Origin of the sequence: Actinoplanes sp. M2I2 (genome assembly GCF_023544445.1) — a bacterium.
Taxonomy (GTDB): Bacteria; Actinomycetota; Actinomycetes; order Mycobacteriales; family Micromonosporaceae; genus Actinoplanes.
Genome location: NZ_JALPVJ010000001.1, coordinates 509,281 through 534,414 on the forward strand (window position 1 = coordinate 509,281; position 25,134 = coordinate 534,414).

General features: G+C 70.1%; 23 protein-coding genes. 16 read left to right on the plus strand and 7 right to left on the minus strand.

Annotated elements, in window-relative coordinates:
* Positions 1–322 precede the first annotated feature (322 nt).
* The 8 genes from rapZ (at position 323) to HJC40_RS02445 (ending at position 7,428) form a co-directional block, all read left to right on the plus strand.
* Complete coding sequence (gene rapZ, locus HJC40_RS02410) at positions 323–1,222, plus strand: RNase adapter RapZ (RefSeq protein ID WP_249998217.1); 900 nt, start codon at positions 323–325, stop codon at positions 1,220–1,222.
* 2 nt (positions 1,223–1,224) lie between these two features.
* Positions 1,225–2,208, plus strand: coding sequence for a uridine diphosphate-N-acetylglucosamine-binding protein YvcK (gene yvcK, locus HJC40_RS02415; protein ID WP_249997938.1), 984 nt, complete (start codon positions 1,225–1,227; stop codon positions 2,206–2,208).
* A gap of 58 nt (positions 2,209–2,266) precedes the next feature.
* A complete protein-coding gene (whiA, locus tag HJC40_RS02420) occupies positions 2,267–3,247 on the plus strand; it encodes a DNA-binding protein WhiA (protein ID WP_249997939.1) in 981 nt (326 codons plus the stop codon).
* Positions 3,248–3,598: 351 nt separating this feature from the next.
* Positions 3,599–4,594, plus strand: a complete 996-nt coding sequence (gene gap / locus HJC40_RS02425; protein WP_249997940.1) for a type I glyceraldehyde-3-phosphate dehydrogenase — start codon at positions 3,599–3,601, stop codon at positions 4,592–4,594.
* A 6-nt stretch (positions 4,595–4,600) separates the two neighbouring features.
* Positions 4,601–5,797, plus strand: coding sequence for a phosphoglycerate kinase (gene pgk, locus HJC40_RS02430; RefSeq protein ID WP_249997941.1), 1,197 nt, complete (start codon positions 4,601–4,603; stop codon positions 5,795–5,797).
* The gene (gene tpiA / locus HJC40_RS02435) at positions 5,797–6,585 is read left to right on the plus strand and encodes a triose-phosphate isomerase (protein WP_249997942.1); all 789 of its coding nucleotides are present in this window, start codon (positions 5,797–5,799) and stop codon (positions 6,583–6,585) included. The genes pgk and tpiA overlap by 1 nt, the downstream gene beginning before the upstream one ends.
* A gap of 90 nt (positions 6,586–6,675) precedes the next feature.
* Positions 6,676–6,933 carry a preprotein translocase subunit SecG gene (secG, locus tag HJC40_RS02440; protein ID WP_249997943.1) on the plus strand — a complete coding sequence of 86 codons (258 nt, stop codon included), beginning with the start codon at positions 6,676–6,678 and terminating at the stop codon, positions 6,931–6,933.
* 147 nt (positions 6,934–7,080) lie between these two features.
* On the plus strand, positions 7,081–7,428 hold the full coding sequence (locus HJC40_RS02445) for an RNA polymerase-binding protein RbpA (protein WP_249997944.1): 348 nt from the start codon (positions 7,081–7,083) through the stop codon (positions 7,426–7,428).
* A gap of 6 nt (positions 7,429–7,434) precedes the next feature.
* Here HJC40_RS02445 and HJC40_RS02450 read toward each other — a convergent pair whose 3' ends face one another.
* The 6 genes from HJC40_RS02450 to tkt form a co-directional block, all read right to left on the minus strand.
* Positions 7,435–8,034, minus strand: a complete 600-nt coding sequence (locus HJC40_RS02450) for a GNAT family N-acetyltransferase (protein ID WP_249997945.1) — start codon at positions 8,032–8,034, stop codon at positions 7,435–7,437.
* Positions 8,035–8,125: 91 nt separating this feature from the next.
* On the minus strand, positions 8,126–8,860 hold the full coding sequence (pgl, locus tag HJC40_RS02455; RefSeq protein WP_249997946.1) for a 6-phosphogluconolactonase: 735 nt from the start codon (positions 8,858–8,860) through the stop codon (positions 8,126–8,128).
* Between the two features lie 78 nt (positions 8,861–8,938).
* Positions 8,939–9,952, minus strand: a complete 1,014-nt coding sequence (locus HJC40_RS02460; RefSeq protein ID WP_249997947.1) for a glucose-6-phosphate dehydrogenase assembly protein OpcA — start codon at positions 9,950–9,952, stop codon at positions 8,939–8,941.
* A complete protein-coding gene (zwf, locus tag HJC40_RS02465; protein WP_308200824.1) occupies positions 9,949–11,466 on the minus strand; it encodes a glucose-6-phosphate dehydrogenase in 1,518 nt (505 codons plus the stop codon). The genes HJC40_RS02460 and zwf overlap by 4 nt, the downstream gene beginning before the upstream one ends.
* A 93-nt stretch (positions 11,467–11,559) precedes the next feature.
* A complete protein-coding gene (gene tal, locus HJC40_RS02470) occupies positions 11,560–12,696 on the minus strand; it encodes a transaldolase (RefSeq protein WP_249997949.1) in 1,137 nt (378 codons plus the stop codon).
* An 11-nt stretch (positions 12,697–12,707) separates the two neighbouring features.
* Positions 12,708–14,939 carry a transketolase gene (gene tkt / locus HJC40_RS02475; RefSeq protein ID WP_374271049.1) on the minus strand — a complete coding sequence of 744 codons (2,232 nt, stop codon included), beginning with the start codon at positions 14,937–14,939 and terminating at the stop codon, positions 12,708–12,710.
* Between the two features lie 163 nt (positions 14,940–15,102).
* Here tkt and HJC40_RS02480 point away from each other — a divergent pair, with 163 nt between their 5' ends.
* The 3 genes from HJC40_RS02480 (at position 15,103) to HJC40_RS02490 (ending at position 17,821) form a co-directional block, all read left to right on the plus strand.
* The gene (locus HJC40_RS02480) at positions 15,103–16,056 is read left to right on the plus strand and encodes a heme o synthase (RefSeq protein WP_249998219.1); all 954 of its coding nucleotides are present in this window, start codon (positions 15,103–15,105) and stop codon (positions 16,054–16,056) included.
* 561 nt (positions 16,057–16,617) lie between these two features.
* Positions 16,618–16,911, plus strand: coding sequence for a hypothetical protein (locus HJC40_RS02485; RefSeq protein WP_127501455.1), 294 nt, complete (start codon positions 16,618–16,620; stop codon positions 16,909–16,911).
* Between the two features lie 10 nt (positions 16,912–16,921).
* On the plus strand, positions 16,922–17,821 hold the full coding sequence (locus HJC40_RS02490; RefSeq protein ID WP_249997950.1) for a RimK family alpha-L-glutamate ligase: 900 nt from the start codon (positions 16,922–16,924) through the stop codon (positions 17,819–17,821).
* Between the two features lie 1,840 nt (positions 17,822–19,661).
* Here HJC40_RS02490 and HJC40_RS02495 read toward each other — a convergent pair.
* Positions 19,662–20,615, minus strand: coding sequence for a heme A synthase (locus HJC40_RS02495; RefSeq protein ID WP_249997951.1), 954 nt, complete (start codon positions 20,613–20,615; stop codon positions 19,662–19,664).
* 107 nt (positions 20,616–20,722) lie between these two features.
* Here HJC40_RS02495 and HJC40_RS02500 point away from each other — a divergent pair, with 107 nt between their 5' ends.
* From HJC40_RS02500 to sufC, 5 genes are read left to right on the plus strand one after another with little or no spacing between them, the layout of a single operon-like run.
* Positions 20,723–21,451 (plus strand): ArsR family transcriptional regulator, encoded by a 729-nt coding sequence (locus HJC40_RS02500; RefSeq protein ID WP_249997952.1) that lies wholly within the window; start codon positions 20,723–20,725, stop codon positions 21,449–21,451.
* Entirely contained in the window at positions 21,448–22,869 is a 1,422-nt protein-coding gene (gene sufB, locus HJC40_RS02505; protein ID WP_249997953.1) for a Fe-S cluster assembly protein SufB, read from the plus strand. The genes HJC40_RS02500 and sufB overlap by 4 nt, the downstream gene beginning before the upstream one ends.
* A 46-nt stretch (positions 22,870–22,915) precedes the next feature.
* On the plus strand, positions 22,916–24,046 hold the full coding sequence (gene sufD / locus HJC40_RS02510; RefSeq protein ID WP_249997954.1) for a Fe-S cluster assembly protein SufD: 1,131 nt from the start codon (positions 22,916–22,918) through the stop codon (positions 24,044–24,046).
* Positions 24,043–24,375 (plus strand): non-heme iron oxygenase ferredoxin subunit, encoded by a 333-nt coding sequence (locus HJC40_RS02515; protein WP_249997955.1) that lies wholly within the window; start codon positions 24,043–24,045, stop codon positions 24,373–24,375. The genes sufD and HJC40_RS02515 overlap by 4 nt, the downstream gene beginning before the upstream one ends.
* On the plus strand, positions 24,372–25,133 hold the full coding sequence (sufC, locus tag HJC40_RS02520) for a Fe-S cluster assembly ATPase SufC (RefSeq protein ID WP_249997956.1): 762 nt from the start codon (positions 24,372–24,374) through the stop codon (positions 25,131–25,133). Before HJC40_RS02515 ends, sufC begins: the two co-directional genes overlap by 4 nt.
* Position 25,134: the final 1 nt, after the last annotated feature.

Here is a 25,134-nt window from a genome sequence, read left to right on the forward strand (position 1 = left end):
CGCGCCGGCGCTCTTGCGAGCGAGTAGGGTCTCCCTGCCCCGGGAGGGAGGGGGCTCGGGATGGCTTGGCCGCACGAAGCAAGATCGAAAAACGTGCGTCCGGGCGGAAGGCGGGACGGCGTGCCGGTGTTGTGACAGGCGGAGCTGGTTCAGCGGTGTCGTGGCGACCGAGCAGAGGATCTGTTGTGACGACCGGAGCAGAGGCACCGATCGGATGGATGACATGCCTCCGAGCGGATGCCGGCCCCAGCTTCGGCCTAGGATGTTGTGTCCGCCGGGGGCGCGGGCGAAGCGACGCTGGGAGGCGTGCGTGACCGAGTCGATGCCGGAGTTCGTGGCCGACGCGACCGATCCCGACGAGGTGACCACCGACTTGGTGGTCGTGACCGGGGTTTCCGGCGGTGGGCGCAGCACGGTTGCCCGCGCGCTGGAGAATGTCGGCTTCTACGTGGTCGACAACCTGCCGCAGGCTTTGATGCTCGACATGGCTCAGCTCGCCTTCCAGGCCGGCGGGGCCGCGCGGCGTACGGCGATGGTTCTCGACGTCCGCAGCCGGGCCTTCTCCACCGACCTGGCCGGCGCCATCCGGGCTCTGCGCGAGCGTGGCTTCTCGCCGCGGGTCGTCTTCGTCGACGCCGAGGACGACGTGCTGATCCGCCGCTTCGAGTCGGTGCGCCGGTCGCACCCGCTGCAGGGGGACGGCCGCCTCGCCGACGGCATCACGGCCGAGCGCAAGCTGCTCGAGGAGGCCCGCGAGCAGGCTGATGTGATCATCGACACCAGCCACCTGAACGTGAACCAGCTGCGCCGTCGCGTCGAGGAGCTGTTCGGCGGCGAGGACGTGCGGCGGCTGCGCATCACTGTGCTCTCGTTCGGCTTCAAGTACGGTCTGCCGCCGGACGCCGACTACGTGATGGACGCCCGCTTCCTGCCCAACCCGTTCTGGGTGCCCGAGCTGCGCGACCACACCGGCCTGGAGGACGCGGTCAGCTCGTACGTCCTCGACCAGGAGGGCGCGGGCGACTTCGTGAAGACGTACGCGGGTCTGATCGCGGCCACCGCGACGGGCTTCGAGCGTGAGGGCAAGCGCTACCTGACCGTGGCCGTCGGCTGCACGGGGGGCAAGCACCGCAGCGTCGCGATCGCCGAGGAGCTCACCGCCCAGCTGCGTGACATGCGCCTGGCCGCGCACCCGTCCCACCGCGACCTGGGGCGGGAGTGACCATGCCCCCGGTACGCGTGGTGGCCTTCGGCGGCGGCCACGGGCTGAGCGCCTCGCTGCGTGCCCTGCGGGGCAGCGCCGCCCAGCTCGATCTGGACATCACCGCGGTGGTCACCGTGGGCGACGACGGTGGTTCCAGCGGGCGCCTGCTGGCCGAGCGCGACGCGTTGCTGCCGCCCGGCGACCTGCGTCAGGCGCTCGCGGCGCTGGCCGACGACCAGCCAACCACCCAGCGCACCGCCAAACTGCTGCAGTATCGCTTCGCCGAGATCTCGGCGGTCGGTGGCGAGGGTCCCGACCCGCTGGTGGGGCACGCCGTCGGCAACCTTCTGCTGCTCGGCCTCATGGAGATGCTGGGCGACCCGGTGGAGGCCCTCGATCAGGCGGCCGCCATGGTCGGCGCGCGCGGGCGGGTGCTGCCGATGGCCCGGCACGCGATCGGCATCGAGGCCGACGTCCGCGGGGCCGACCCGAAGCATCCGGACGAGATCGTCACCGTGCGCGGTCAGCACGCCGTGGCGGTCGCGCACGGGCACGTCGAGGCCGTCCGCATCGAGCCGGCCGACCCGCCGGTCTGCGCGCAGGCCATCACCGCGATCGGCGAGGCCGACTGGCTGATCTTCGGCCCGGGCAGCTGGTTCACCAGCGTGCTGCCGCACCTGATGGTGCCGGGGCTGGCCGAGGCGATCATGAAAAGCCCGGCCCGGCGGCTGGTCACGCTCAACCTGGCCAGCGAGAACGAGACGCTCGGCCTGTCGGCCGCCGACCATCTGGCCGCCCTGCACTGGCATCAGCCCGGTCTGCGGGTCGACGTCGTGCTGGCCGACGGGCGCTGGGTGGGCGAGCCCGAGCCGGTGCGCCGGGCCGCGGAGGCTCTGGGCGCCCGCCTGGTCCTGGCCCCCGTGGCCGTTGCGGACGGCAGCCCGAAGCATGATCCTGCATCGTTGGGCGTTGCCCTGGTGCCTGTCCTCGGTGCCGATCGTTAAAGCAAGGGCGTAATGCGGCACTCACTGTTCAAGATCCGGCGCATGAGGTGACAACACGATGGCTATGACGGCAGCGGTCAAGGATGAGCTGAGCCGGGTCGACGTGCCCAAGCCATGCTGCCGGCGGGCCGAGATGGCGGCGTTGCTCCGGTTCGCGGGCGGCCTGCACATCGTCTCGGGGCGCGTGGTGGTCGAGGCTGAGCTCGACACCGGTGCGGTGGCCCGGCGGCTGCGGCGCGAGATCGCCGATGTCTACGGGTACCCCAGCGAGGTGCACGTCCTCGCGTCGGGTGGGCTGCGCAAGGGCAGCCACTACATCGTGCGCATCGTCAAGGACGGTGAGGCGCTGGCCCGCCAGACCGGCCTGCTCGACGTGCGTGGCCGTCCCGTGCGGGGTCTTCCGCCGCACGTCGTCTCGGCCAACGTCTGCTGCGCGGTCGCCGCGTGGCGGGGCGCTTTCATGGCGCACGGCTCGCTCACCGAGCCCGGCCGTTCCAGCGCCCTGGAGATCACCTGTCCCGGCCCCGAGGCCGCCCTGGCCCTGCGGGGCGCGGCCCGGCGCATCGGCATCACCGCCAAGGACCGCGAGGTGCGCGGCGTCGACCGCGTGGTGATCAAGGACGGCGACGCGATCGCCGCGCTGCTCACCCGCATCGGGGCGCACTCGAGTGTGCTGGCCTGGGAGGAGCGCCGGGTGCGCCGCGAGGTGCGGGCCACGGCCAACCGGCTCGCCAACTTCGACGACGCGAACCTGCGCCGCTCGGCCCGCGCCGCCGTCGCCGCGGCCGCCCGGGTCACCCGGGCCCTGGAGATCCTGGCCGACGAGGCTCCCAACCACCTCACCTCGGCCGGCCGGCTGCGCCTCGAGCACCGGCAGGCGTCGCTGGAGGAGCTGGGCGCGCTGGCCGACCCACCGCTGACCAAGGATGCGATCGCCGGCCGTATAAGGCGTCTGCTCGCCCTCGCCGACAAGCGCGCCCGTGATCTCGGCATCCCCGACACCGAGGCCGCCGTCACCCCGGAGATGATGGCCTGCTGATCGGCCACCGGGCCGGCCGCCGCGCTGTCCGGTGTCGTTGCGCTCGGTCACTGTCACACCGCGTACGGCCGTGTTGTCCGGTAGGAGAAGTGCTGGTTAACGGTGGCGTCGCAGCAGGGTGGGGTCGTGACCCCTCGGAAAGTTTCCGGGAGGTCTCGGATAGGGTCTTACCGACGGCGACGGTGCCGGCAGCTCGGCCGACCGCGCTGTGCGCCGCCAGTCTGACGCGGCGCCTCACACAGCTTCAGGCGCGGCGACCGGACGCCCCTCTGCCGGCCCTCGACATGGTCGGCAACGCAGACCCCTCCGCCGGTCGCATATTCCGGCGGACCGAAACGAGGAGATCCACCTGTGACCATCCGGGTTGGCATCAACGGCTTCGGCCGTATCGGCCGCAACTTCTTCCGGGCGGTTCTCGCCTCGGGTGCGGACATCGAGATCGTCGGCGTGAACGACCTGACCGACAACGCCACGCTGGCTCACCTGCTCAAGTACGACTCGATCCTCGGCCGCCTGCCGCACGAGGTGAAGGCCACCGCCGACGAGATCACCGTCGCCGGCAAGACCTTCAAGGCGTACGCCGAGAAGGACCCCAACAACCTGCCCTGGGGCGACCTGGGCGCCGACGTCGTCATCGAGTCGACCGGCTTCTTCACCGACGCCGCGAAGGCCAAGGCGCACGTCGACCAGGGTGCCAAGAAGGTCATCATCTCGGCCCCGGCCAAGAACGAAGACATCACCATCGTCATGGGCGTCAACGACAACCTGTACGACGGTGCGAAGCACACCATCATCTCGAACGCTTCCTGCACCACGAACTGCCTCGCGCCGATGGCGAAGGTCCTGAACGACACGATCGGCATCGAGCGTGGCCTCATGACCACGATCCACGCCTACACCCAGGACCAGAACCTGCAGGACGGCCCGCACAAGGACCTGCGTCGCGCCCGCGCCGCCGCCCTCAACATCGTGCCGACCTCGACCGGTGCCGCCAAGGCCGTCAGCCTGGTGCTGCCCGAGCTCAAGGGCAAGCTCGACGGCTTCGCGCTGCGGGTGCCGATCCCCACCGGCTCGGCCACCGACCTGACCTTCACCGCCGGCAAGGAGACCTCGGTCGACGAGGTCAACGCCGCGATCAAGGCGGCCGCGGACGGCCCGCTCAAGGGCATCCTGGTCTACACCGAGGACCAGATCGTCTCCTCGGACATCGTCACCGACCCGGCCTCCTGCATCTTCGACGCCGGCCTGACCAAGGTCATCGGCAACCAGGTCAAGGTCGTCGGCTGGTACGACAACGAGTGGGGCTACTCGAACCGCCTCGTCGACCTGGTCAAGCTGGTCGGCTGACACATCGTGAAGACTCTCGACGACCTGCTCGGCGAGGGTGTCTCGGGTCGGCGCGTGCTCGTGCGCGCCGACCTGAACGTCCCGTTCGACAAGAGCAACCCCGGCGTGATCAGCGACGACGGCCGCGCCCGCGCGGTGCTGCCCACGCTGGTCGCGCTGCGCGACGCGGGCGCCCGCGTCATCGTCATGTCGCACCTGGGCCGGCCCAAGGGCGCGCCCGACCCCAAGTACACGCTCGCCCCGGTCGCCACCCGTCTGGGTGAGCTCCTCGGCTCGCCGGTGATCTTCGCCGCCGACACCGTGGGTGCGGACGCGTCGGCCAAGGCCGGCGCGCTCGAGGACGGCCAGGTGCTCCTGCTCGAGAACCTGCGCTTCAACGCCGGCGAGACCGCCAAGGACGACGCCGAGCGCGGCGCCTTCGCGGACCAGCTGGCCGGGTTCGCCGACGTCTACGTCGACGACGCGTTCGGCGCGGTGCACCGCAAGCACGCCTCGGTCTTCGACGTGGCGGCCCGCCTGCCGCACTACGCGGGTGGTCTCGTCCTCAAGGAGGTCGAGGTGCTCAAGAAGGTCACCGAGAGCCCCGAGCAGCCGTACGTGGTGGTGCTCGGTGGTTCGAAGGTGTCCGACAAGCTGGCCGTGATCAAGGCCCTGCTGCCCAAGGTCGACAAGCTCCTCGTCGGCGGCGGCATGTGCTTCACGTTCCTCAAGGCCCAGGGCCACGAGGTCGGCAAGTCGCTGCTCGAGGAGGACATGGTCGGCACCTGCCGCGACCTGCTCTCCGAGGCGCAGGGACGGATCGTGCTGCCGGTCGACGTCGTCGCGGCGACCGAGTTCTCGGCCGACGCCGACCACGTGACCGTGCCGGCCTCCGAGATCCCGGCCGACCGGCTCGGCCTGGACATCGGTCCCGAGTCGGTCGCGCTGTTCGCCGAGGCCGTCGGGTCGGCCAGGACGGTCTTCTGGAACGGCCCGATGGGCGTGTTCGAGCTGGCGCCGTTCGCGGCCGGCACCCGGGGCGTGGCCGAGGCGATCACCAAGATCGACGGCTTCTCCGTGGTCGGCGGCGGCGACTCGGCCGCGGCCGTGCGGACGCTGGGCCTCGACGAGAGCGCCTTCGGGCACATCTCGACCGGCGGCGGCGCCTCGCTGGAATACCTCGAGGGCAAGACCCTCCCCGGCATCGACGCACTGGAGAAGTGATGGCGGACGCTCGCCGGCCCCTGATGGCCGGCAACTGGAAGATGAACCTCAACCACTTCGAGGCCAACCTTCTGGTGCAGAAGCTCGCCGCGAGCCTGAGCGAGCAGCAGCTGACCGACGTCGAGGTGGCTGTCCTGCCGCCGTTCACCGACCTGCGCACCGTGCAGACCGCGGTCGACGGCGACAAGCTCCGGATCGTGTACGGGGCCCAGGACATCTCGCAGCACAAGTCGGGCGCGTACACCGGCGAGATCGCCGGGTCCATGCTGGAGAAGCTGGGCTGCACGTTCGTGCTGGCCGGTCACTCCGAGCGCCGGGAGTACCACAACGAGGACGACACGCTGGTCAACGCGAAGGTGAAGGCGGCCTTCGCGAGCAACCTGACGCCGATCCTGTGCGTGGGTGAGGGCCTGTCGGTCCGCGAGGCCGACGGCCACCGCGATCACTGCGTGTCGCAGCTGGACGCCGGCCTGGCCGGGCTGAAGCCCGAGCAGGTCAAGCAGATCGTCGTCGCGTACGAGCCGGTCTGGGCGATCGGCACGGGCAAGACGGCGACGCCCGAGGACGCCCAGGAGGTCTGCGGTGAGCTGCGCAAGCGGCTCGCCGACAAGTACGGCGCCGAGATCGGCGACGCTGTGCGCATCCTCTACGGCGGATCGGTGAAGGCGGCGAACATCGCGGCCATCATGGCCCAGCCCGATGTGGACGGCGCCCTGGTCGGCGGCGCGAGCCTGGACGCCGAGGAGTTCGCCTCGATCGCCCGGTTCCGCGAGCACGTAGCGCGCTGATGTCTGTCCGTGTGCCCGGGCGCATAGAGCGCCCGGGCACACGCTATTGTTGACCCGCTGCAGTGCCCTTCGAGAGGATTCGGCCCGACTATGCCCATGTGGTTCGCGTACACGTTGATCGTGTTGCTGGTGCTCACCAGCATTCTGCTGACCCTGCTGATCCTGCTGCACCGCGGCAAGGGCGGCGGCATGTCGAGCATGTTCGGCGGCGGCGTCACGTCCAGCCTCGCGGGCTCCTCGGTCGCCGAGAAAAACCTGGACCGCTACACCGTTCTGGTGGGCATCATCTGGTTCGCCTGCATCGTCGGGCTCGGCCTGTGGCTCCGGCTCGCCATCCCGGGCAGCTGATTCCCCGCCCCGTGCTTCCTGACGGAGCGTCATAGTCGTAGAATCTGCCGCGCGTCCGGTTCTGCCGGGCGCGCGGCATTTTTCTTGCTCTGTTTCGGCCTGATTTCGGCCAGCAAACATCAGCGCCCTCGAGACAGGAGTTCCTCCGTGTCCAGTGGCAGTGCGATCCGTGGCAGCCGGGTCGGCTCGTCCCCGGTCCGCCCCGACGAGCGCAGCGAGCCCGCCCCGCGGCGTGAGGTGACCTATTTCTGCGCGGCAGGTCACGCCAGCGAGATTCTGTTCGCCGCCGAGGCGGCGCCGCCCGACGCCTGGGACTGCCCGCGCTGCGGTCAGCCCGCCGGCCTCGACCGGCAGAACCCGCCGGGACGGTCCCGCGCCGAGCCGTACAAGTCGCATCTGGCGTACGTCAAGGAGCGGCGCACCGACGAGGACGGCGCCAAGATCCTCGAAGAGGCGCTGGCCAAGCTGCGGCAGCGCCGCGGCCGGGGCAACTGAGCCCTCTCAGACAGCCGTGTCGCGGCCCAGGTAGATGACGCCGGGCTGCGACGGCACCACGATCTGCTCGAAGCCCAGCCGGTCGTAGAAGGCACGCGCGGCGGTGTTGGCCGGGGCCATGCCCAGGTGCACCCTCGGCACGCCGGCCGCGTGCAGCCCGGCCAGGAACGACCACATCAACCCGCGTCCGAGACCACGGCCCTGCCATTCCGGCAGCAGGTCGATGTGCAGGTGCGCGGGATGGCCGGCGAGCTCGGGCACCAGCATGCGCTCGGGGTTGTGGTGCAGCTCGAGCCAGAACTCGTCGCGCGGGTCGTCGCCGTACCGGCCGGCGGTGACGGGCAGCCACTCGGTGCGGTAGCGGCGTACGAACTCGGCCGTGTCGGCAGTGCCGACGACGTAGCCGACCGCGTTGCCCCGTCCGTCGTCGAGGATGCGGGCCACGGCGGGTTCCAGGACGACGTACGGGGCGGCGAAGATGTCGCCGACGAGGCGGTCGGAGCTGTTCTGCCCCCGGGCGTCCCCGCCGGCGTCGGCGGTACGGACGCAGATGTCGTAGACGGCGTCGAGGTCGGAGGGCTGATAGGCGCGGATCTCTGGCTGCACACCGGAAGTCTATGATCCGCGTTCGGTGTGGCCTCGATCACCGTCCGGCGACAGATGGTCGGAGAGCGCGGCTGCCGGAGCGAAGCAGACGCTAACTCGCCTTGGCGGCGGCCGCCTTGTCGAGCAGCCAGTACGTCTTCGTGCGGCCGGTCGCGTGGGCCGCCGGCACCAGCTTGTCGCCGTTGAGCGCCCGGCCGACCGAGTCGGTCTTGTCGGGGCCGGCCGCGATGAGCCACACCTCGTCGGCCGACTGGATCGTCGGCATCGTCAGAGTGATCCGGGTGGGCGGCGGCTTCGGGCTGTCGTGCACGGCGGCCGTGGTGCCGACGGTCTCGTTGAGCACCGGGTGCTCGGGGAAGAGCGAGGCCACGTGGCCGTCCTCGCCGACCCCCAGCATCAGCACGTCGAACGGCGGCAGGCCGGCCTCGCCCTGGCGCAGCTCCCCGGCGTACCGCGAGGCGGCCGCCTCGGCGTCGTCGCCGTCGGGGCCGTCCGAGGCGGGCATGGCGTGCACCCGGGCCGGGTCGAGCGGCAGCGCGTCGAGCAGCGCCTCGCGGGCCTGGGTCTCGTTGCGCTCGGGGTCGCCGGCGGGCAGGAAACGCTCGTCGCCCCACCACAGGTCGACCCGGGTCCAGTCGATCGCCGCGGCTTCGGGCAGCGTCCGGAGGGCGGTCAGCACCCGCTTGGCGATCCGGCCGCCGGTCAGCACCACACCGGCCGAGCCCCGCTCGGCCTGGGCGTCCACGATCTTGGCGATCAGCCGGGACGCCACGGTCGCGGCCAGGGTGTCGGCGTCCGGTACCACCACGACCAGGGTCTTGCTCACTGTGCGTCTCCTGTCGGCGTCAATGGGAGAGGCCGTCCACCGGTTACGGCGGACGGCCCCACTACTCGTTCCTGGAACTCAGGCGGCCGTGCCGCCGGGACCGGCCATCGCGGCCTCGTCGCCGGCCTTGGCGGCCAGCGCCGGGTCCTTCCACACGTGGACGCGCATCGGCGGCTTGTGGTCGAGCCCGGAGACGCCGGCCATCGAGCCGAGCGCGTCGGCGTAGATCTGGTCGGCGTCCAGCCGCCGCAGCTCCTCGGCCAGCTCGTCACCGACCGGGCGCTTGGGCAGCGGCATGTAACGGTCTTCCTGGCCCGTGCGGCTGAACAGCGCGGTGTTCTCCTCGCGGGTCACCGTCACCGTGTCGCCGGTCTCGGTCTGCAGCATCACCGAGTGCATGCGCGGGGCACGGTCGGAGGCCTGCAGCTCGGGCACGATGCCCAGCCGGGACTGCAGCCAGCCCTTCATCAGCCAGGCCGTCGGGTCCTTGGGCGGGGCCACGATGGTCGCGCCGGTCACCCGGGCCTCGGTGGTGTCGAACGCGCCGGCCACCAGGGTGCGCCACAGCGTGATGCGGGTCCAGGTGAGGTCGGTGTCGCCCGGCGCGTAGTCGATCGCCCGCTGGCGCAGCGCGGCCACCGGGTCGGGCGCCTGCGCGCAGTCGGTGATGCGGCGGTCGGCGACCACCCCGAGGAAGTCGTTCGCGATCATGTCCGGTGGCTCCTGGTGCCACCAGCTGACGACCGGGACGTCCGGAGCGAGCAGCGGCATGACCACCGACTCGGCGTGCAGCGCGAGCCGACCGTACATGCGCATGACGACCGCCTCGGCCGGGCCGAGACGACCGCCGACGACGATCTCGGCGTCCAGGCGGCTGCGGCCCTCCAGATCGGAGCGCACCACGATGAGCAGCCGGCAGGGGTGCGCGGCGGCCGCGATGGTGGCCGCGGCCTCGGCCTCGCGGACCTTCTTCTCCTCGACGACAGCCACCAGCGTCAGGGCGAGGCCGGAGGCCACACCGCCGGCGCTGCGCCGCTCGGCGGCGAGCGCCTTGACCACCTCGTTGCCGGTGGTGTCCCACAACCCGATCATGCTCGCCTCCAGGCGCGACCCTCGCGGGCCAGCAGTTCGTCCGCAGCGCGGGGGCCCCACTCGCCGGCCCGGTAGGGCTCGGGCTTGGTGCCCGCCCACGCGTCCTCCAGCGGGTCGATGACCTGCCAGCTCTGCTCGATCTCGGCGGCGTCCGGGAACAGGGTCCGATCGCCGACCAGCACGTCCAGCACCAGACGCTCGTACGCCTCGGGGCTGGACTCGGTGAATGCCTCGCCGTACTGGAAGTCCATCGCGATGTCGCGGACCTCCATCGTGGTGCCCGGCACCTTGGAGCCGAACTTCAGCACCACGCCCTCGTCGGGCTGCACGCGGATGACCAGCTGGTTGTTGCCCAGCATCTCGACGTCGGCCGGGTCGAACGGCAGGTGCGGCGCACGCTTGAACAGGATCGCGATCTCGGTCACCCGGCGCGGCATCCGCTTGCCGACGCGGACGTAGAAGGGGACCTCGGCCCAGCGCCTGTTCTGGATGCCGAGGCGCACCGCGGCGTACGTCTCCGTCGTGGAGTCCGCCGGGATGTTCTTCTCCTCGAGGTAACCGACCGCGCGCTCGCCGGCGACCCAGCCCGGCAGGTACTGACCGCGGACCGTGCCCTGGGCGATGTCCTTCGGGATGGCGATCGCCTTGAGCACCTTGAGCTTCTCGGCGCGGACGTCGTCGTGGTCGAAGCTCGTCGGCTCCTCCATGGCCACCAGGGCCAGCAGCTGGAGCAGGTGGTTCTGCAGCACGTCGCGGGCGGCGCCGGACGCGTCGTAGAACGCGGCGCGGGTGCCGATGCCGACGTCCTCGGCCATGGTGATCTGCACCGAGTCGACGTACTTGGAGTTCCACACGGGCTCGAACAGACTGTTCGCGAAGCGCAGGGCCAGGATGTTCTGGACCGTCTCCTTGCCCAGGTAGTGGTCGATCCGATAGACGTCGACCGGCGTGAAGACCTCGTCGACCAGCTGGTTCAGCGCGATCGCGGTCTGCAGGTCGTTGCCGAACGGCTTCTCGACCACGACCCGGCGCCAGCCACCGGACTTGGCGTTGTCGGCCATCCCGGTGCGGGCGAGCTGGTTGAGCACCAGCGGGAACGCGGCCGGCGGGATGGAGAAGTAGAACGCGGCGTTGCCCGGGATGCCGTTGCGCTCGCGCAGGTCGTCGAGGGTCTCGGCCAGGCTGTCGAACGCGGCGTCGTCGTCGAACGAGCCGGGCACGAACTGGAACTGGCTGGCGAGCCGCTGCCAGACGTCCTCGCGCCACGGGGTCCGGGCGCCCTTCTTCGCCGACTCGTAGGCCAGCGATTCGAAGTCGCCGTCACCCCAGTCGCGGCGGGCGAAGCCCAGCACCACGAAACCGGGCGGCAGCAGACCGCGGTTGGCCAGGTCGTAGACGGCCGGGATGAGCTTCTTTCGGGACAGGTCACCGGTGACTCCGAAGATCACCAGAGCACACGGCTCCGGAATCCGGGGAAGCCTGCGGTCCTGTGCGGTACGCAGCGGATTGCCCACGTGATCCATCCTGCCAGTTTTCGGTGTCATGCAAGTGTCTAAGCAGGGACAGAGGAGGGGACCCGTGTCAGACGAGTCCCCTCACTGCGTTCGTCAGGCCGCGTCGCTCGGGCTGTCCGAGCCCTTGGCCGCCGCCTTGAGCGACTTGTCGACGCCCTCGAGCAGCTCTTTCCAGCTGGCCTCGAACTTGTCGACGCCCTCGTCCTCGAGGACCTTGAAGACGTCGGGCAGGTCGACACCGACCCGCTCGAGGTCGGCGAAGACCTTGCGGGCCGAGTCGTACGAGCCGGTCACCGCGTCGGGGCGGGTCTCGCCGTGGTCGGCGAACGCGTGGATCACGGACTCGGGCATGGTGTTGACCGTGCCCGGAGCCACCAGCTCCTCGACGTAGATGGTGTCCTTGTACTCCGGGTTCTTGGTGGAGGTGGACGCCCACAGCGGACGCTGCGGCTGGGCCCCGGCGGACTCCAGCGCCTTCCACCGGTCGGTCCCGAAGACCTCCTGGTACGCCTCGTAGGCCAGCTGGGCGTTGGCGATGGCCGCCTTGCCCTTGAGCGCCTTGGCCTCGTCGCTGCCGATCTTGTCGAGGCGCTTGTCGATCTCCGAGTCCACGCGGGAGACGAAGAACGAGGCCACCGAGCCGATCTTGGACAGGTCGTGGCCGTTGGCCTTGGCCTGCTCGATGCCGTCGAGGAAGGCGTCCATGACCTGGCGGTAACGCTCGTTCGAGAAGATCAGGGTCACGTTGACGCTGATTCCCCGGGCCAGGACCTGGGTGATCGCCGGGAGACCGGCCATGGTCGCCGGGATCTTGATGTACAGGTTCTCCCGGTCGACCAGCCACCAGAGCGTCTTGGCCTCGGCCACGGTGCTCTCGGTCTGGTGCGCCTTGCGCGGGTCGACCTCGATGGACACGCGGCCGTCGACACCGTTGGAGGCGTCGTAGGCCGGGCGCTCGACGTCACAGGCGTCGCGTACGTCGCGGCCGGTCATCAGCCGGACCGCTTCCTCGACCGTGACGCCCTGAGCGGCGAGGTCCTTGAGCTGCTCGTCGTAGGCGTCGGCGTCGGACAGCGCCTTCTGGAAGATGCTCGGGTTGGTCGTCACGCCGACCACGTGCTGCTCGTCCATCAGCTTCTTGAGCCCGCCGGTGGTCAGGCGGGGGCGGGAGAGATCGTCGAGCCAGACCGCCACACCAGCGGCGGACAGCTCTGCAAGCCTGTCGGTCATCACGTACTCCCTCAGTTACCGGTCGTGTGACCGGTGATCTCGCCGACCTTGGCCAGGGCGGCGTTGGCCTTGGCCACCACGTTGTCCGCGGTGAACCCGAACTGCTCGAAGAGGATCTTGGCGGGGGCGCTCGAGCCGTAGTGCTCGATGCTCACGGGCTCGCCCGCCTCACCCAGGATCCGGTCCCAGCTCTGCCGGATGCCGGCTTCCACCGTCACCCGGGCCTTGACGCCACGCGGCAGCACCTGCTGCTGGTAAGCGGTGTCCTGCTCGTAGAACCACTCGAGGCACGGCATCGAGACCACCCGGGTCGGGGTGCCCTCGGCCTCCAGCCGCTCCTGGGCGGCCAGGCAGACGGACACCTCGGAGCCGGTGCCGATGAGGATCACCTTGGGCTCGACGCCGGACGCCTCGGACAGGATGTAGCCGCCCTTGAGCGTGCCCTCGGCCGACGCGTACTTGCTGCGGTCGATCGTCGGCAGGTTCTGCCGGGACAGCGCCAGACCGGTCGGGCGGTCGCCGTGCTCGAGGGCGCCACGCCAGGCCCACGCCGTCTCGTTGGCGTCGGCCGGGCGCACGACGTCGAGGCCGACGATGGCGCGCAGTGCGGACAGCGTCTCGATCGGCTGGTGGGTCGGGCCGTCCTCGCCCAGGCCGATCGAGTCGTGCGTCCACACGTAGATGACCGGCAGCTTCATGAGCGCGGAGAGGCGTACGGCGCCTCGCATGTAGTCGCTGAAGACCAGGAAGGTGCCACCGTACGGGCGGGTGCGCCCGTGGGCGGTGATGCCGTTGAGCACCGAGCCCATGCCGTGCTCGCGGATGCCGAAGTGCAGCGTGCGGCCGTACTCGTTGCCGGGGAAGGCCTTGGTCGCGTACTCGGCCGGGATGAAGGACGGCTCGCCCTTCATCGTGGTGTTGTTGCTCTCGGCGAGGTCGGCCGAGCCGCCCCACAGCTCCGGCAGCGTCGGGGCCAGCGCCTCGAGGATCTTGCCGGACGCGGCCCGGGTGGCCAGGCCCTTCTCGTCGGCCGGGAACTCGGGGATCGACTTCTCCCAGCCCTCGGGCAGCTTGTGCGCCGACAGCCGGTCGAACAGCGCCTTGCGCTCCGGGTTGGCCTTGGCCCAGGTCTCGAACTTGGCGTCCCACTCGGCGTGCGCCGCCTTGCCCCGCTCGACCACCCCACGGGTGTGCGCGAGGACATCGTCGGCGACCGCGAACGACTTCTGCGGGTCGAAGCCGAGGATCTCCTTGGTCGCGGCGACCTCGTCGGCGCCGAGCGCCGAGCCGTGGATCTTGCCGGTGTTCTGCTTGTTGGGCGCGGGCCAGCCGATGATCGTCTTCAGCACGATGAACGACGGCTTGTCGGTGACCTTGTTGGCCGCCACGATCGCCGCGTGCAGCGCCTCGACGTCCTCGTGGTACTCGCTGCCCTTGGACGGGTCGCCCTTGCGCCAGTCGACGTGCTGGACGTGCCAGCCGTACGCGGCGTAGCGCGCGCCGACGTCCTCGTTCTTGGCGATGCGGGTGTCGTCCTCGATGGAGATCTCGTTGTCGTCGTAGATCACCGTGAGGTTGCCGAGCTTCTGCACGCCGGCGATGGCGCTCGACTCGTGGCTGACGCCCTCTTCGATGTCGCCGTCCGAGCACAGCACGTAGACGTTGTGGTCGAACAGAGAGTCACCGGTGGCAGGCTCGGGGTCGAACAGACCGCGCTCGCGCCGGGCGGCCATGGCCATGCCCACCGCGTTGCCGACACCCTGGCCGAGCGGGCCGGTGGTGACCTCGACGCCGGGGGTGTGGCCGTACTCCGGGTGACCCGGGGTCAGCGACTCCCACTGCCGCAGGGAGGCCAGGTCGTCGAGCTGCAGACCGAAGCCGTTGAGATACAGCTGAATGTAGAGCGTGAGGCTGGAGTGCCCACAGGAGAGCACGAACCGGTCCCGGCCGGCCCACAGGGGATCGGTCGGGTCATGCCGCATGACCCGGTTGAACAGCAGGTAGGCGGCGGGCGCGAGGCTCATCGCGGTGCCGGGATGGCCGTTACCGGATTTCTCGACCGCATCCATGGCCAGTACCCGGACAGTGTCCACCGCTTGGCGGTCTAGGTCGGACCAATTGAGAGCAGGATCTGTGGCAGCCACGTCGGTTGTGCTCCTCGGGCATGTTTTTTTGGGAACCCTTTTGAGCTTGACCCTATCCACTTGGGCTAAACCCGCGCCCGGGGAACGCCTCAGGCCCATACGCTGAGAGCGGACACGCCGACGTGTGACGCCGTGCACCTGCCAAGGGTCGCCAGAGCAGCGCAGATGGCTGAGCGTAGGCTGATCCAGCGTGCCGCCGGCTGGCGCCGGTAACGGTCGTGAATTGGCTAGTGCCGAAGCCGGAAGGTGGCAGTCCGTGAGCATGATCACCGAGCGTCCCGTCCCAGGACGGCCGCCCGGCGGTCCGGAGAACGCCGCGGCAGCGGTGCGCTCCGAGACACGTCGCGATCCCGTAGCGCTGTTCCGCGCCTATCTGGCGCTGACCAAGCCGCAGATCGTCGAGTTGCTGCTGGTGACCACGGTCCCGGCCATGATGGTCGCCGCCGGCGGGTGGCCTGACCTGCGCACTCTTGCCGTGGTGCTGATCGGCGGGGCGATGGCGGGCGGCGCGGCCAGCGCCCTCAACTGCTATATCGACCGCGACATCGACCAGGTCATGCGGCGGACCAAGCGACGCCCGCTGCCGGCCAACACGGTCACCCCCCGAAGCGTGTTGATCTTCGGTTTGACGCTCGCCGTGATCTCCGTCGCGCTGATGGCCGTTTTCACCAACTGGCTGGCGACCGCGCTGACCGCCGCGGCGATCTTCTACTACGACGTCGTCTACACGCTCTGGCTCAAGCGGCGCACCCCGGCGAACACGTTCTGGGGCGGCATCTGCGGCTCGGCCCCCGTGATCATCGGCTGGGCCGCCGTCACGGGCAGCGTGGCCCCGCTGGGATGGGCGCTTTTTGCGGTTGTCTTCTTTTGGCAGATGCCGCACTTCTATGCGCTCGCCATCAAGTACAAGGACGACTACGCCCGCGCCGGCGTCCCGATGCTGCCGGTCGTGCGCTCGGCCGCGCGAGTCAACGGCGAAATCGTCCTCTACACGGTGCTGACCGTGGCTGCCTCGCTGGTGGCGTGGCCGTTGGGGCTGGGCCCGATCTACGGCGTCGCGGCGATCGTCACCGGGATCGCCTTCCTGACCGAGGCCCTGCTGCTGGTCAAGCGTTCGCGGGCGGGGGAGCCGCTCAAGCCGATGCGGCTGTTCCACTGGTCCATCACCTACTTGACGATCCTGTTCATCGCCGTGGCGGTGGACGCGCTCGTCTGAGTCGTCCGCTCCCGCGCTCGTCTGTCGCGCGCCCGCTTCCGCCACTGGCGGGACGGGCGCGCTGCCGTATCCGGCTTCGCGTCGGGGCGCTGCGGGCCCGGGTCCGGTGGGACGGCGCGCTGCGGGCCCGGGTCCGGTGGGACGGCGCGCTGCCGTAGAAGGGCCGGCTTGGCGGCCGGGCGGCTGCCTGTACGCCGTACCGCGACGCTGATCGGTCGAGCGGCTATCTCGGCCGCGGTTTGCGCCGGAACCCGAGCGGGCATGGTCACCGATGTATCAGAGTGGTGCTCGCGTCCAGCGCTGCTGAAAAGCTCGTCCTCCACGGGCGTTGCAGATGAGGCGAGTGTTGGGCCGAGGGTTACGGGTGTCGCACAACGTGCCCGAATCCGCCCTATTTTTCGTCACGGTGCGTCACTCCTTCGATGGAAACCTGTGTATGCGACAATTCGGTCAAAAGCGCGTTATACCGACGTGTCCATAGCGTAAACCCGCAGGTAATTCCTCTCACAAAAGGCAGCAGAAGATACTTGCCTGCGCCTTGGGGCTGCTTACTCTTCCGTCATGGCTCAAGGTTCCGATACGACACTGACCGCGGGGATCAAGTCCTTCGCCGCCGGCCACGGTGGTGCCAAGGCGGTCATCGAGTACGTCGGCAAGCGTGGTGCCCGCATCGTCCTCGTGGGCGAGGACGGCGAATGGTCCGACCAGTTCGCCGACGACACCAGCACCGCCCGCAAGGCTTGCGAGAGCGCCGGCGTCGAGGTGGAGAACGAGTGGGAGCGCGAGCTCATGGAGCAGATGCGCCCCAGCAACGACCTGTGGCGCTCGATGTCCCGCCGGAGCATGGCCCGCTGATTTGACCGAGATGTCCTCTCCTCAAGCGGCCCGGGAGCGATCCCGGGTCGCTCTCGTCACGTGTGACCTCTTCCCCGACCTGTGGGAGGACGACGTCGAGCTGCGAGATGCCCTGCGCTCCCGCGGTGTCGACGTCGACGCGGTCAGCTGGGACGACGCCGCAGCGGACTGGGCGTCGTACGACCTCGCGGTGATCCGCTCACCGTGGGACTACGTTCCCCGCCGGCCACAGTTCCTGGCTTGGGCCCACAGCGTGCCCCGCCTGCTCAACCCGGCCGACGTGCTGGAGTGGAACACGGACAAGCGCTACCTCGCCGAGCTGGCCGAGGCCGGGCTGCCGGTCACGCCCACCGAGTTCGTGGCCCCCGGCCAGACGTGGACTCCGCCGACGACGGGCGAGTGGGTGGTGAAGCCGTCGGTCAGCGCCGGCAGCCAGGACACCGGCCGCTACGTGCTGCCCGCCCAGAGCGACCTGGCCGAGGCCCACGTGGCCCGCCTGACCGCCGAGGGCCGGACGGCGATGATCCAGCCCTACCTCGCGGCCGTGGACGAACTGGGCGAGACCGCGCTGATCTTCCTGCCCGACTCCTCCGGCGACCTCGGCTACAGCCACGCGATCCGCAAGGGCGCGATGCTCACCGGCCCGGACGAGGGCCTGATCGACCCGGGCAGCGAACAGATCGACCCCCGCACCGCGACCGAGGCCGAGCGCCGCACCGCCGAGCGGGTCCTCGAGGTCATCCCCGGCGGCACGAAGCGCCTGCTCTACGCCCGCGTCGACCTGATCCCCGGCCCCGACGGCACCCCGCTGCTGGTCGAGCTCGAACTGGCCGAGCCCTCGCTCTTCCTCACCGAAGGCGGCGACGCCGCCACCACCCGCCTGGCCGAGGCCATCATCGGCCGGCTCTGACCATCCGCCGCGTCCGGTTGCCCGCCGGCGTCGCAGCGCGCGTCCGGTTACCCGCCGGCGTCGGAGCCCGCGTCCGGCGCTTACTCGCGTCGGAGCCCGCTTCCGGCGCTTACTCGCGTCGGAGCCCGCTTCCGGCGCTTGCTCGCGTCCGGCGTTTGGCTGCGTTCGATGTTCGGCCGTGTTGGGTGTTCGGCCGCGTTGAGCGTTTGGCTGCGTTGAGCGTTTGGCTGCGTGAGGCGGTTGCTGCGTGGGGCGGAGGATCGCCTGTGGGTAAATCCCGTCGCTTGTCCGGTCTGGCCTGAGCCCAGCAGGTGTTCTGCGGTGGGTTGGCCCGGCTTGAGAACGCCTGGACGGCGGGTGGTGGCCGGAGAGGGGGGCCACCACCCGTGCCCTGGTGGTTTGGCGTGGCGGTCGCGCAGAGACACCGGGAACGACCGCCCGCGCCGACGAAAGCCTCCGTATAGGCCCACCTCCTCTCGTATGGCGTGGTTATCGGGATGCCGGCGGCATGCCGGTGGGCGGCGCGGCCGGACGACTCGGCCGCGCCGGTCCGGCACCTGGCATGCGGCGCCGGTTGACTGGGTGGCGTCCGAGGAGCCGTCTCGGTGGGGAATCCGATGTCGACGGCTGGAAACGGACGCCACCCCTTCGGCAGGGCTCGCGGGATGCCGGTCCGCCTGACGAGTAACGGACCGACAGCCCTGCCGGGTCTGAGGGCCGGCCGGATCAGGCCGGCGCGGCCAACGCGCCGGCCCTGCGGCAAGCCGCAGTGTCGGCGGGATACTCGCGGCGCGGTGCGACGCGTCGGGGCAGGCTTCCGCTTCGCGGAGCGCAGTCCTCGGCGCCCCAGCTGGGCGCGGCTTTGCCAACTAAGTGGTGGCCGCTCAGGAGGGTCGCGGTGGCCACTCGCCGAGGCTCGACTGGCGCAGGCTCGGGGGACTGGCTCCGCTGGTTACAGCTCGGCTAGGACCGGCTCGACTGGCGCAGGCCCGGCCGGGACCGGCTCCGCTGGTTGCGGCTCGCCTAGGACCAGCTCGGCTGGGACCGGCTCGCCTCGGGCCAGCTCGGCTGGGAGCGGCTCGGCTGGGAGCGGCTCGGCTGGCACAGGCTCTGTTCGGACCAGCTCGATTGGTGTCGGCTCGACTGACATCGGTCGGGCTTGCCGCAGCCGGCTGGGGAGAATTTCGTTGGAAGATCGCGGAGGCGATAGACGCCAGCGCCGTTTCCGTTTGCTGTTCGAAGGCGATGAGGCTTGTTCGCGGCATGGGGACAGCGTGCCGAAGTGAGCCGATCAATGCCGGGCCGATGTTTTTCCTGTGGACGACACGCCGCTTATCCACAGGGGCGAATCGCATAGGGCCTGTTCAGTGCGTTTCATAGCCGAGGGCGCCGACGCTTTTCGTAGTCGGAAACGCAAGGTCTTCGGGATGGCCGGCAAGAAACAGGCTGGCTGGAGAAGGTGGTCCGGAGAGTAGGCGGTCGAGGTGATCTAGTGGCGAGCCGGAACTGCGGAGATCGGCATTCGCGGCAAGCGTCGGGGAACTTCGTCGGCCACCGGCCAGCTCGGCAAGCCGGCCCGCCAGGTCGCCGCGGCCAGAGCCGACCGGGCGGAACTGACCGGTGCCCCGGCGGGCCACGAGCTTGCGCGGCTCGGTCGGCGCGGTGAGGGCTGCGTGCCGGGCCAGCGAGGTGGGGCTGCGTGCCGGGACAGTGCGGTGAGGGCTGCGTGCCGGGTCAGCGAGGTGGGGCTGCGTGCCGGGACAGTGCGGTGAGGGCTGCGTGCCGGGTCAGCGAGGTGGGGCTGCGTGCCGGGACAGTGCGGTGAGGGCTGCGTGCCGGGTCAGCGTGGGGCGGGGACCGGCTCTTCGGCTGCGACGGTGGGGGACGGCTCGGCGGGCGCTTCGACCGCGGCGGGCACGTCGGGGCGGCTGCGCAGGGACCAGATCACGGCCAGCGTGGACGTCCAGACCAGGGCGGCGCCGAGCATGTGGGCGCCGACCAGCAGGACCGGCAGGTGGGTGAAGTACTGCACGAAGCCGATCAGGCCCTGCGCCAGCTCGACGGCCAGCAGCACCACCGCGGCCCGGACCGTGGCCCGGGGGGCGTTCACCGCGCGGAGGGCGAAGACCAGCGCCAGCGTGAGGCCGAGCAGCAGGAACACCACGTCGGCGTGGGCCTGGGAGATCGCGGCCGGGTCGAGGCCGTTGCGCTTGGCGTCCAGGTCGCCGGCGTGCGGGCCGCTGCCGGTCACCACCACGCCCAGGGCGATCACCGCGGCGCTGACCGTGGAGAGGATCCAGACGAGGTGGCGTAGCGGGCGCGGCACCAGCTGCACCGGCGGACCGTCGCCCTCGGCGGCTCGCCTCCACAGGGCGTACGCGAAAGCGATGATCACGATGGAGATGAGGAAGTGGACGCCCACGACCCAGGGGTTGAGGTCGGTGAGCACCGTGATGCCGCCGACCACGGCCTGCAGGGGGATGTAGAGCAGCACGGCCAGGGCCAGCAGGACCCGTGAGCGGCGGCGTGGCTTTTCCAGCAGGGCGGCGATCACACAGGCCACGGCGATGATGCCGAGCGCGAAGGTGAGCAGCCGGTTGCCGAACTCGATGACGCCGTGGACGCCCATCTCGGCGGTCGTCGTGTACGAGGTGTCGGTGCACCGCGGCCAGGTGGGGCAGCCGAGGCCCGACCCGGTCAGCCGGACCGCGGCGCCGGTGACGACCAGCGCGACGTTCGCGACCAGCGACGCCAGGGCCAGGGGGCGCAGCGGCAGGAATCTCACCTCTGGCATCGTACGCAGGGATTTGATCTTGATTGGCAGGGCCCGGAGGCGTCGGTGGCGTGGATCACCGGGGAGTCGGTTTGCAGGGCTCCGCGGAAATACGTAACGTTGGAGTAGTGAAAAACGAGGTGTTGATCCCGATCGGGGCGGTGGCGTCGGCCAGCGCTTCGGACGGTCGCACCCGTGACCGGGTCGCCCAGCTCCTGCTGGAGCGTGGGTCGGCCACCGCGGCCGAGCTCGGCGCCCTGCTCGGGCTGAGCCCGGCGGCCATCCGCAAGCACCTCGACGCGATGCTGGCCGATCAGCTCGTCGAGACCCGCGAGGTCCGCAACGCCGGTCCGCGCGGCCGGGGGCGCCCGGCGAAGGCGTTCGCCCTCACCGCGGCCGCCCGCGAGAATCTCAACCCGCACTTCTACGACGGTATAGCGACGGCCGCGCTTCGCTGGATCGAGCAGAACCACGGGCCCGAGGCCGTCACCGCCTTCGCGTCGGCGCAGGTCGCCGGTCTGGAGGAGCGGTGCCGGGCCGCGCTGCTCGAGGCCGGCGACGACCCGATCGCCCGGGCCGAGGCGCTCGCCGAGGCATTGACCGCCGAGGGCTACGCTGCCAACGCGACCGTGATCGCGTCCGGCGGCCAGCTGTGCCAGCACTCCTGCCCGGTGGCGCACGTGGCCGCCGAGTTCCCTCAGCTGTGCGACGCCGAGACCGCGGTCATCTCGCGGCTCATCGGCACCCACGTGCAGCGTCTCGCCACGATCGCGCATGGCGACCGGGTGTGCACCACGCACATCCCAGCCCCGGCGCGAGGAGTAACTCCAGCAACCACGGTTAGGACAGATACATGACCGACCAGATCGTCAGCCAGGAAGAGCACCTCGCCGCCCTGGGCCGGTACGAATACGGGTGGGCCGACGCCGACGTGGCGGGCTCGACCGCCCAGCGTGGGCTGTCCGAGGCCGTGGTGCGCAACATCTCCGCGCTCAAGAACGAACCGCAGTGGATGCTCGACCTGCGGCTCAAGGGTCTGCGCCTGTTCGACCGCAAGCCCATGCCCAACTGGGGCGCCGACCTCACCGGCATCGACTTCCAGAACATCAAGTACTTCGTGCGCTCGACCGAGAAGCAGGCGGCCACCTGGGACGACCTGCCGGCCGACATCAAGGCCACGTACGACAAGCTGGGCATCCCCGAGGCCGAGAAGCAGCGCCTCGTGTCGGGCGTCGCGGCGCAGTACGAGTCCGAGGTCGTCTACCACAAGATCCGTGAGGACCTCGAGGAGCAGGGCGTCCTCTTCCTCGACACCGACACGGCTCTGCGCGAGCACGAGGACATCTTCAAGGAGTACTTCGGCACCGTGATCCCGGTCGGCGACAACAAGTTCGCCGCGCTGAACACGTCGGTGTGGTCGGGTGGCTCCTTCATCTACGTGCCGAAGGGTGTGCACGTCGACATCCCGCTGCAGGCCTACTTCCGGATCAACACCGAGAACATGGGCCAGTTCGAGCGGACGCTGATCATCGCCGACGAGGGCAGCTACATCCACTACGTCGAGGGCTGCACGGCGCCGATCTACTCGTCGGACTCGCTGCACTCCGCGGTCGTCGAGATCGTCGTCAAGAAGAACGCCCGGGTGCGCTACACGACCATCCAGAACTGGTCGAACAACGTCTACAACCTGGTCACCAAGCGCGCCACCTGTGAAGAGGGCGCGACCATGGAGTGGGTCGACGGCAACATCGGCTCCAAGGTGACGATGAAGTACCCGGCCGTCTACATGACCGGCGCGCACGCCAAGGGCGAGGTCCTCTCGATCGCCATGGCCGGCGAGGGTCAGCACCAGGACTCGGGCGCCAAGATGGTGCACGCCGCGCCGCACACCTCCTCGACGATCATCTCGAAGTCGATCGCCCGGGGCGGCGGCCGTACGTCGTACCGCGGTCTCGTGCAGGTGCTGGAGGGCTCGTCGTCCTCCAAGAGCACGGTCAAGTGCGACGCGCTGCTGGTCGACACCATCTCCCGGTCGGACACGTACCCGTACGTCGACATCCGCGAGGACGACGTGTCGATGGGGCACGAGGCGACCGTCTCCAAGGTCAGCGAGGACCAGCTCTTCTACCTGATGAGCCGCGGTCTCACCGAGGACGAGGCGATGGCGATGATCGTGCGCGGCTTCATCGAGCCGATCGCCAAGGAACTCCCGATGGAGTACGCGCTCGAGCTGAACCGCCTGATCGAGCTCCAGATGGAAGGGGCTGTGGGCTAATCCCACCGCCGCGCCCGATGGTCAAGCTGCAAGCCATAAGGACGAGATGACTACCGAGACCACGATCGCCCCGCCCAGCACCAAGTCGCAGGTGCTGAGCTCCTTCGACGTCACCGAGTTCCCGGCCCTCAACGGCCTGGAGGAGGAGTGGCGATTCACCCCGCTCAAGCGGCTGCGCGAGCTGGTCACGGCCACGTCGCTGACCGGCACCGCACCGCAGTTCGAGACCGGTGACCTGCCGGCCGGCGTGAGCGTGCGGAGCGTCGACCAGGTCGACCCGGTGCTCACGCCGTTCGACCGGGTCAGTGCGCTGGCCTTCGGCGCGGCCGCGGGCGTGACCCTGATCGAGGTCGCGCCCGAGACCGAGCCCGAGCAGGCCGTGGTGATCCGCGTGGTCGGCAAGGGCGGCGACGCGGCGGCCGCGCGCACCTTCGTCAAGGTGGGCGCGTTCGCCAAGGTCACCCTCGTCCTCGAGCAGACCGGCACGACCACACTGGCCGACAACATCGAGGTCGTGGTGGGCGACAGCGCCCAGCTGACCTTCGTGACGGTCGCCGGCTGGGACGCCGGCGCCGTGCAGGCCCAGCACGTCAAGCTGCGGGTCGGCAAGGACGCCCGGGCCGTGCACGTGCAGGTGGCGCTCGGCGGCGACCTGGTCCGCCAGTTCACCAGCGTCGAGTACACCGGGCGGGGCGGCGACGCCGAGCTGTGGGGTCTCTACTTCGCCGACGCCGGCCAGCACTTCGAGCACCGCCAGCTGGTCGACCACTCGGTGCCGGACTGCCGCAGCTACGTCGGCTACCGCGGCGCGCTCCAGGGCGCGTCGGCGCACACCGTCTGGGTCGGCGACGTGCTGATCCGCGCCACGGCGACCGGCACGGACACGTACGAGATCAACCGCAACCTGATCCTGACCGACGGGGCCCGGGCCGACTCGGTGCCCAACCTCGAGATCGAGACCGGTGAGATCGTCGGGGCCGGGCACGCCAGCGCGACCGGCCGCTTCGACGAGGAGCAGCTGTTCTACCTGATGGCGCGCGGCATCCCCGAGGGCGAGGCCCGCAAGCTGGTGGTGCGCGGCTTCTTCGCCGAGCTGCTCAACAAGATCCCGGTCGAGGAGCTGCGCGAGCGGCTCGGCGACGCGATCGAGGCGAGGCTGGCGGAGAGCGGCGCGTGAGCTTCGAGCTGGTCGGCTCGGCAGCCGACGTCGCCAAGGGCGCCGCGATCTCGGTCGAGGTCGACGGTGTGGACGTCGCGGTGGTGCACGCCGACGACGACAACTTCTATGCCGTACGCGACGAGTGCTCGCACGCCACGGTCCCCCTCTCCGAGGGTGAGGTCGAGGGCTGCATGCTCGAGTGCTGGCTGCACGGCTCCCGGTTCGACCTGCGCACCGGTGAGCCGAGCGGCCCGCCCGCGTTCACCGCGGTGGCGACCTACCCCGTCGAGATCCGCGACGGCGACATCTATGTATCGACGACCCCGAGTAATGGAGTAAACCCGTGAGCACCCTGGAGATCCGCGACCTGCAGGTGTCGGTCAAGCTGCCCGAGGGCGACCTGAAGCCGATCCTGGCCGGGGTCGACCTCACCGTGAAGTCGGGGGAGACCCACGCCATCATGGGTCCGAACGGCTCGGGCAAGTCGACGCTGGCGTACTCCATCGCGGGCCACCCCAAGTACGAGATCACCGGCGGCAGCGTGAAGCTGGACGGCGAGAGCGTGCTCGACATGACCGTCGACGAGCGCGCCCGGGCCGGCCTGTTCCTGGCCATGCAGTACCCGGTCGAGGTCCCCGGCGTCTCGGTGGCCAACTTCCTGCGTACGGCGAAGACCGCGATCGACGGCGAGGCGCCCAAGCTGCGGACGTGGGCCGGCGAGCTGCGCGGGGCCATGGAGAAGCTCCAGATGGACCCGGCGTTCGCCCAGCGCAACGTGAACGAGGGCTTCTCCGGCGGTGAGAAGAAGCGGCACGAGATCATGCAGCTCGAGCTGCTCAAGCCGAAGATGGCGATCCTCGACGAGACCGACTCGGGCCTCGACATCGACGCGCTGCGCGTGGTCAGCGAGGGCGTCAACCGCGTCCGCGAGACCGGCGACACCGGCCTGCTGCTGATCACCCACTACACCCGCATCCTGCGCTACATCAAGCCGGACTTCGTGCACGTCTTCGTCGCCGGCAAGATCGTGCAGGAGGGTGGCCCGGAGCTCGCCGAGCAGCTCGAGGCCGAAGGTTACGAGCGCTACGTGGGCACGCGGGTCTGAC

Bases quoted from the DNA above. Each gene is read 5' to 3' on its own strand.
- HJC40_RS02495 (WP_249997951.1), bottom strand. From the start codon at position 20,615: ATGCCAGAGGTGAGATTCCTGCCGCTGCGCCCCCTGGCCCTGGCGTCG.
- sufB (WP_249997953.1), top strand. From the start codon at position 21,448: ATGACCGACCAGATCGTCAGCCAGGAAGAGCACCTCGCCGCCCTGGGC.
- HJC40_RS02460 (WP_249997947.1), bottom strand. From the start codon at position 9,952: ATGATCGGGTTGTGGGACACCACCGGCAACGAGGTGGTCAAGGCGCTC.
- rapZ (WP_249998217.1), top strand. From the start codon at position 323: ATGCCGGAGTTCGTGGCCGACGCGACCGATCCCGACGAGGTGACCACC.
- HJC40_RS02485 (WP_127501455.1), top strand. From the start codon at position 16,618: ATGGCTCAAGGTTCCGATACGACACTGACCGCGGGGATCAAGTCCTTC.
- tpiA (WP_249997942.1), top strand. From the start codon at position 5,797: ATGGCGGACGCTCGCCGGCCCCTGATGGCCGGCAACTGGAAGATGAAC.
- secG (WP_249997943.1), top strand. From the start codon at position 6,676: ATGCCCATGTGGTTCGCGTACACGTTGATCGTGTTGCTGGTGCTCACC.
- sufD (WP_249997954.1), top strand. From the start codon at position 22,916: ATGACTACCGAGACCACGATCGCCCCGCCCAGCACCAAGTCGCAGGTG.
- tkt (WP_374271049.1), bottom strand. From the start codon at position 14,939: ATGGGCCTGAGGCGTTCCCCGGGCGCGGGTTTAGCCCAAGTGGATAGG.
- tal (WP_249997949.1), bottom strand. From the start codon at position 12,696: ATGACCGACAGGCTTGCAGAGCTGTCCGCCGCTGGTGTGGCGGTCTGG.
- whiA (WP_249997939.1), top strand. From the start codon at position 2,267: ATGGCTATGACGGCAGCGGTCAAGGATGAGCTGAGCCGGGTCGACGTG.
- HJC40_RS02490 (WP_249997950.1), top strand. From the start codon at position 16,922: ATGTCCTCTCCTCAAGCGGCCCGGGAGCGATCCCGGGTCGCTCTCGTC.
- HJC40_RS02480 (WP_249998219.1), top strand. From the start codon at position 15,103: ATGATCACCGAGCGTCCCGTCCCAGGACGGCCGCCCGGCGGTCCGGAG.
- yvcK (WP_249997938.1), top strand. From the start codon at position 1,225: ATGCCCCCGGTACGCGTGGTGGCCTTCGGCGGCGGCCACGGGCTGAGC.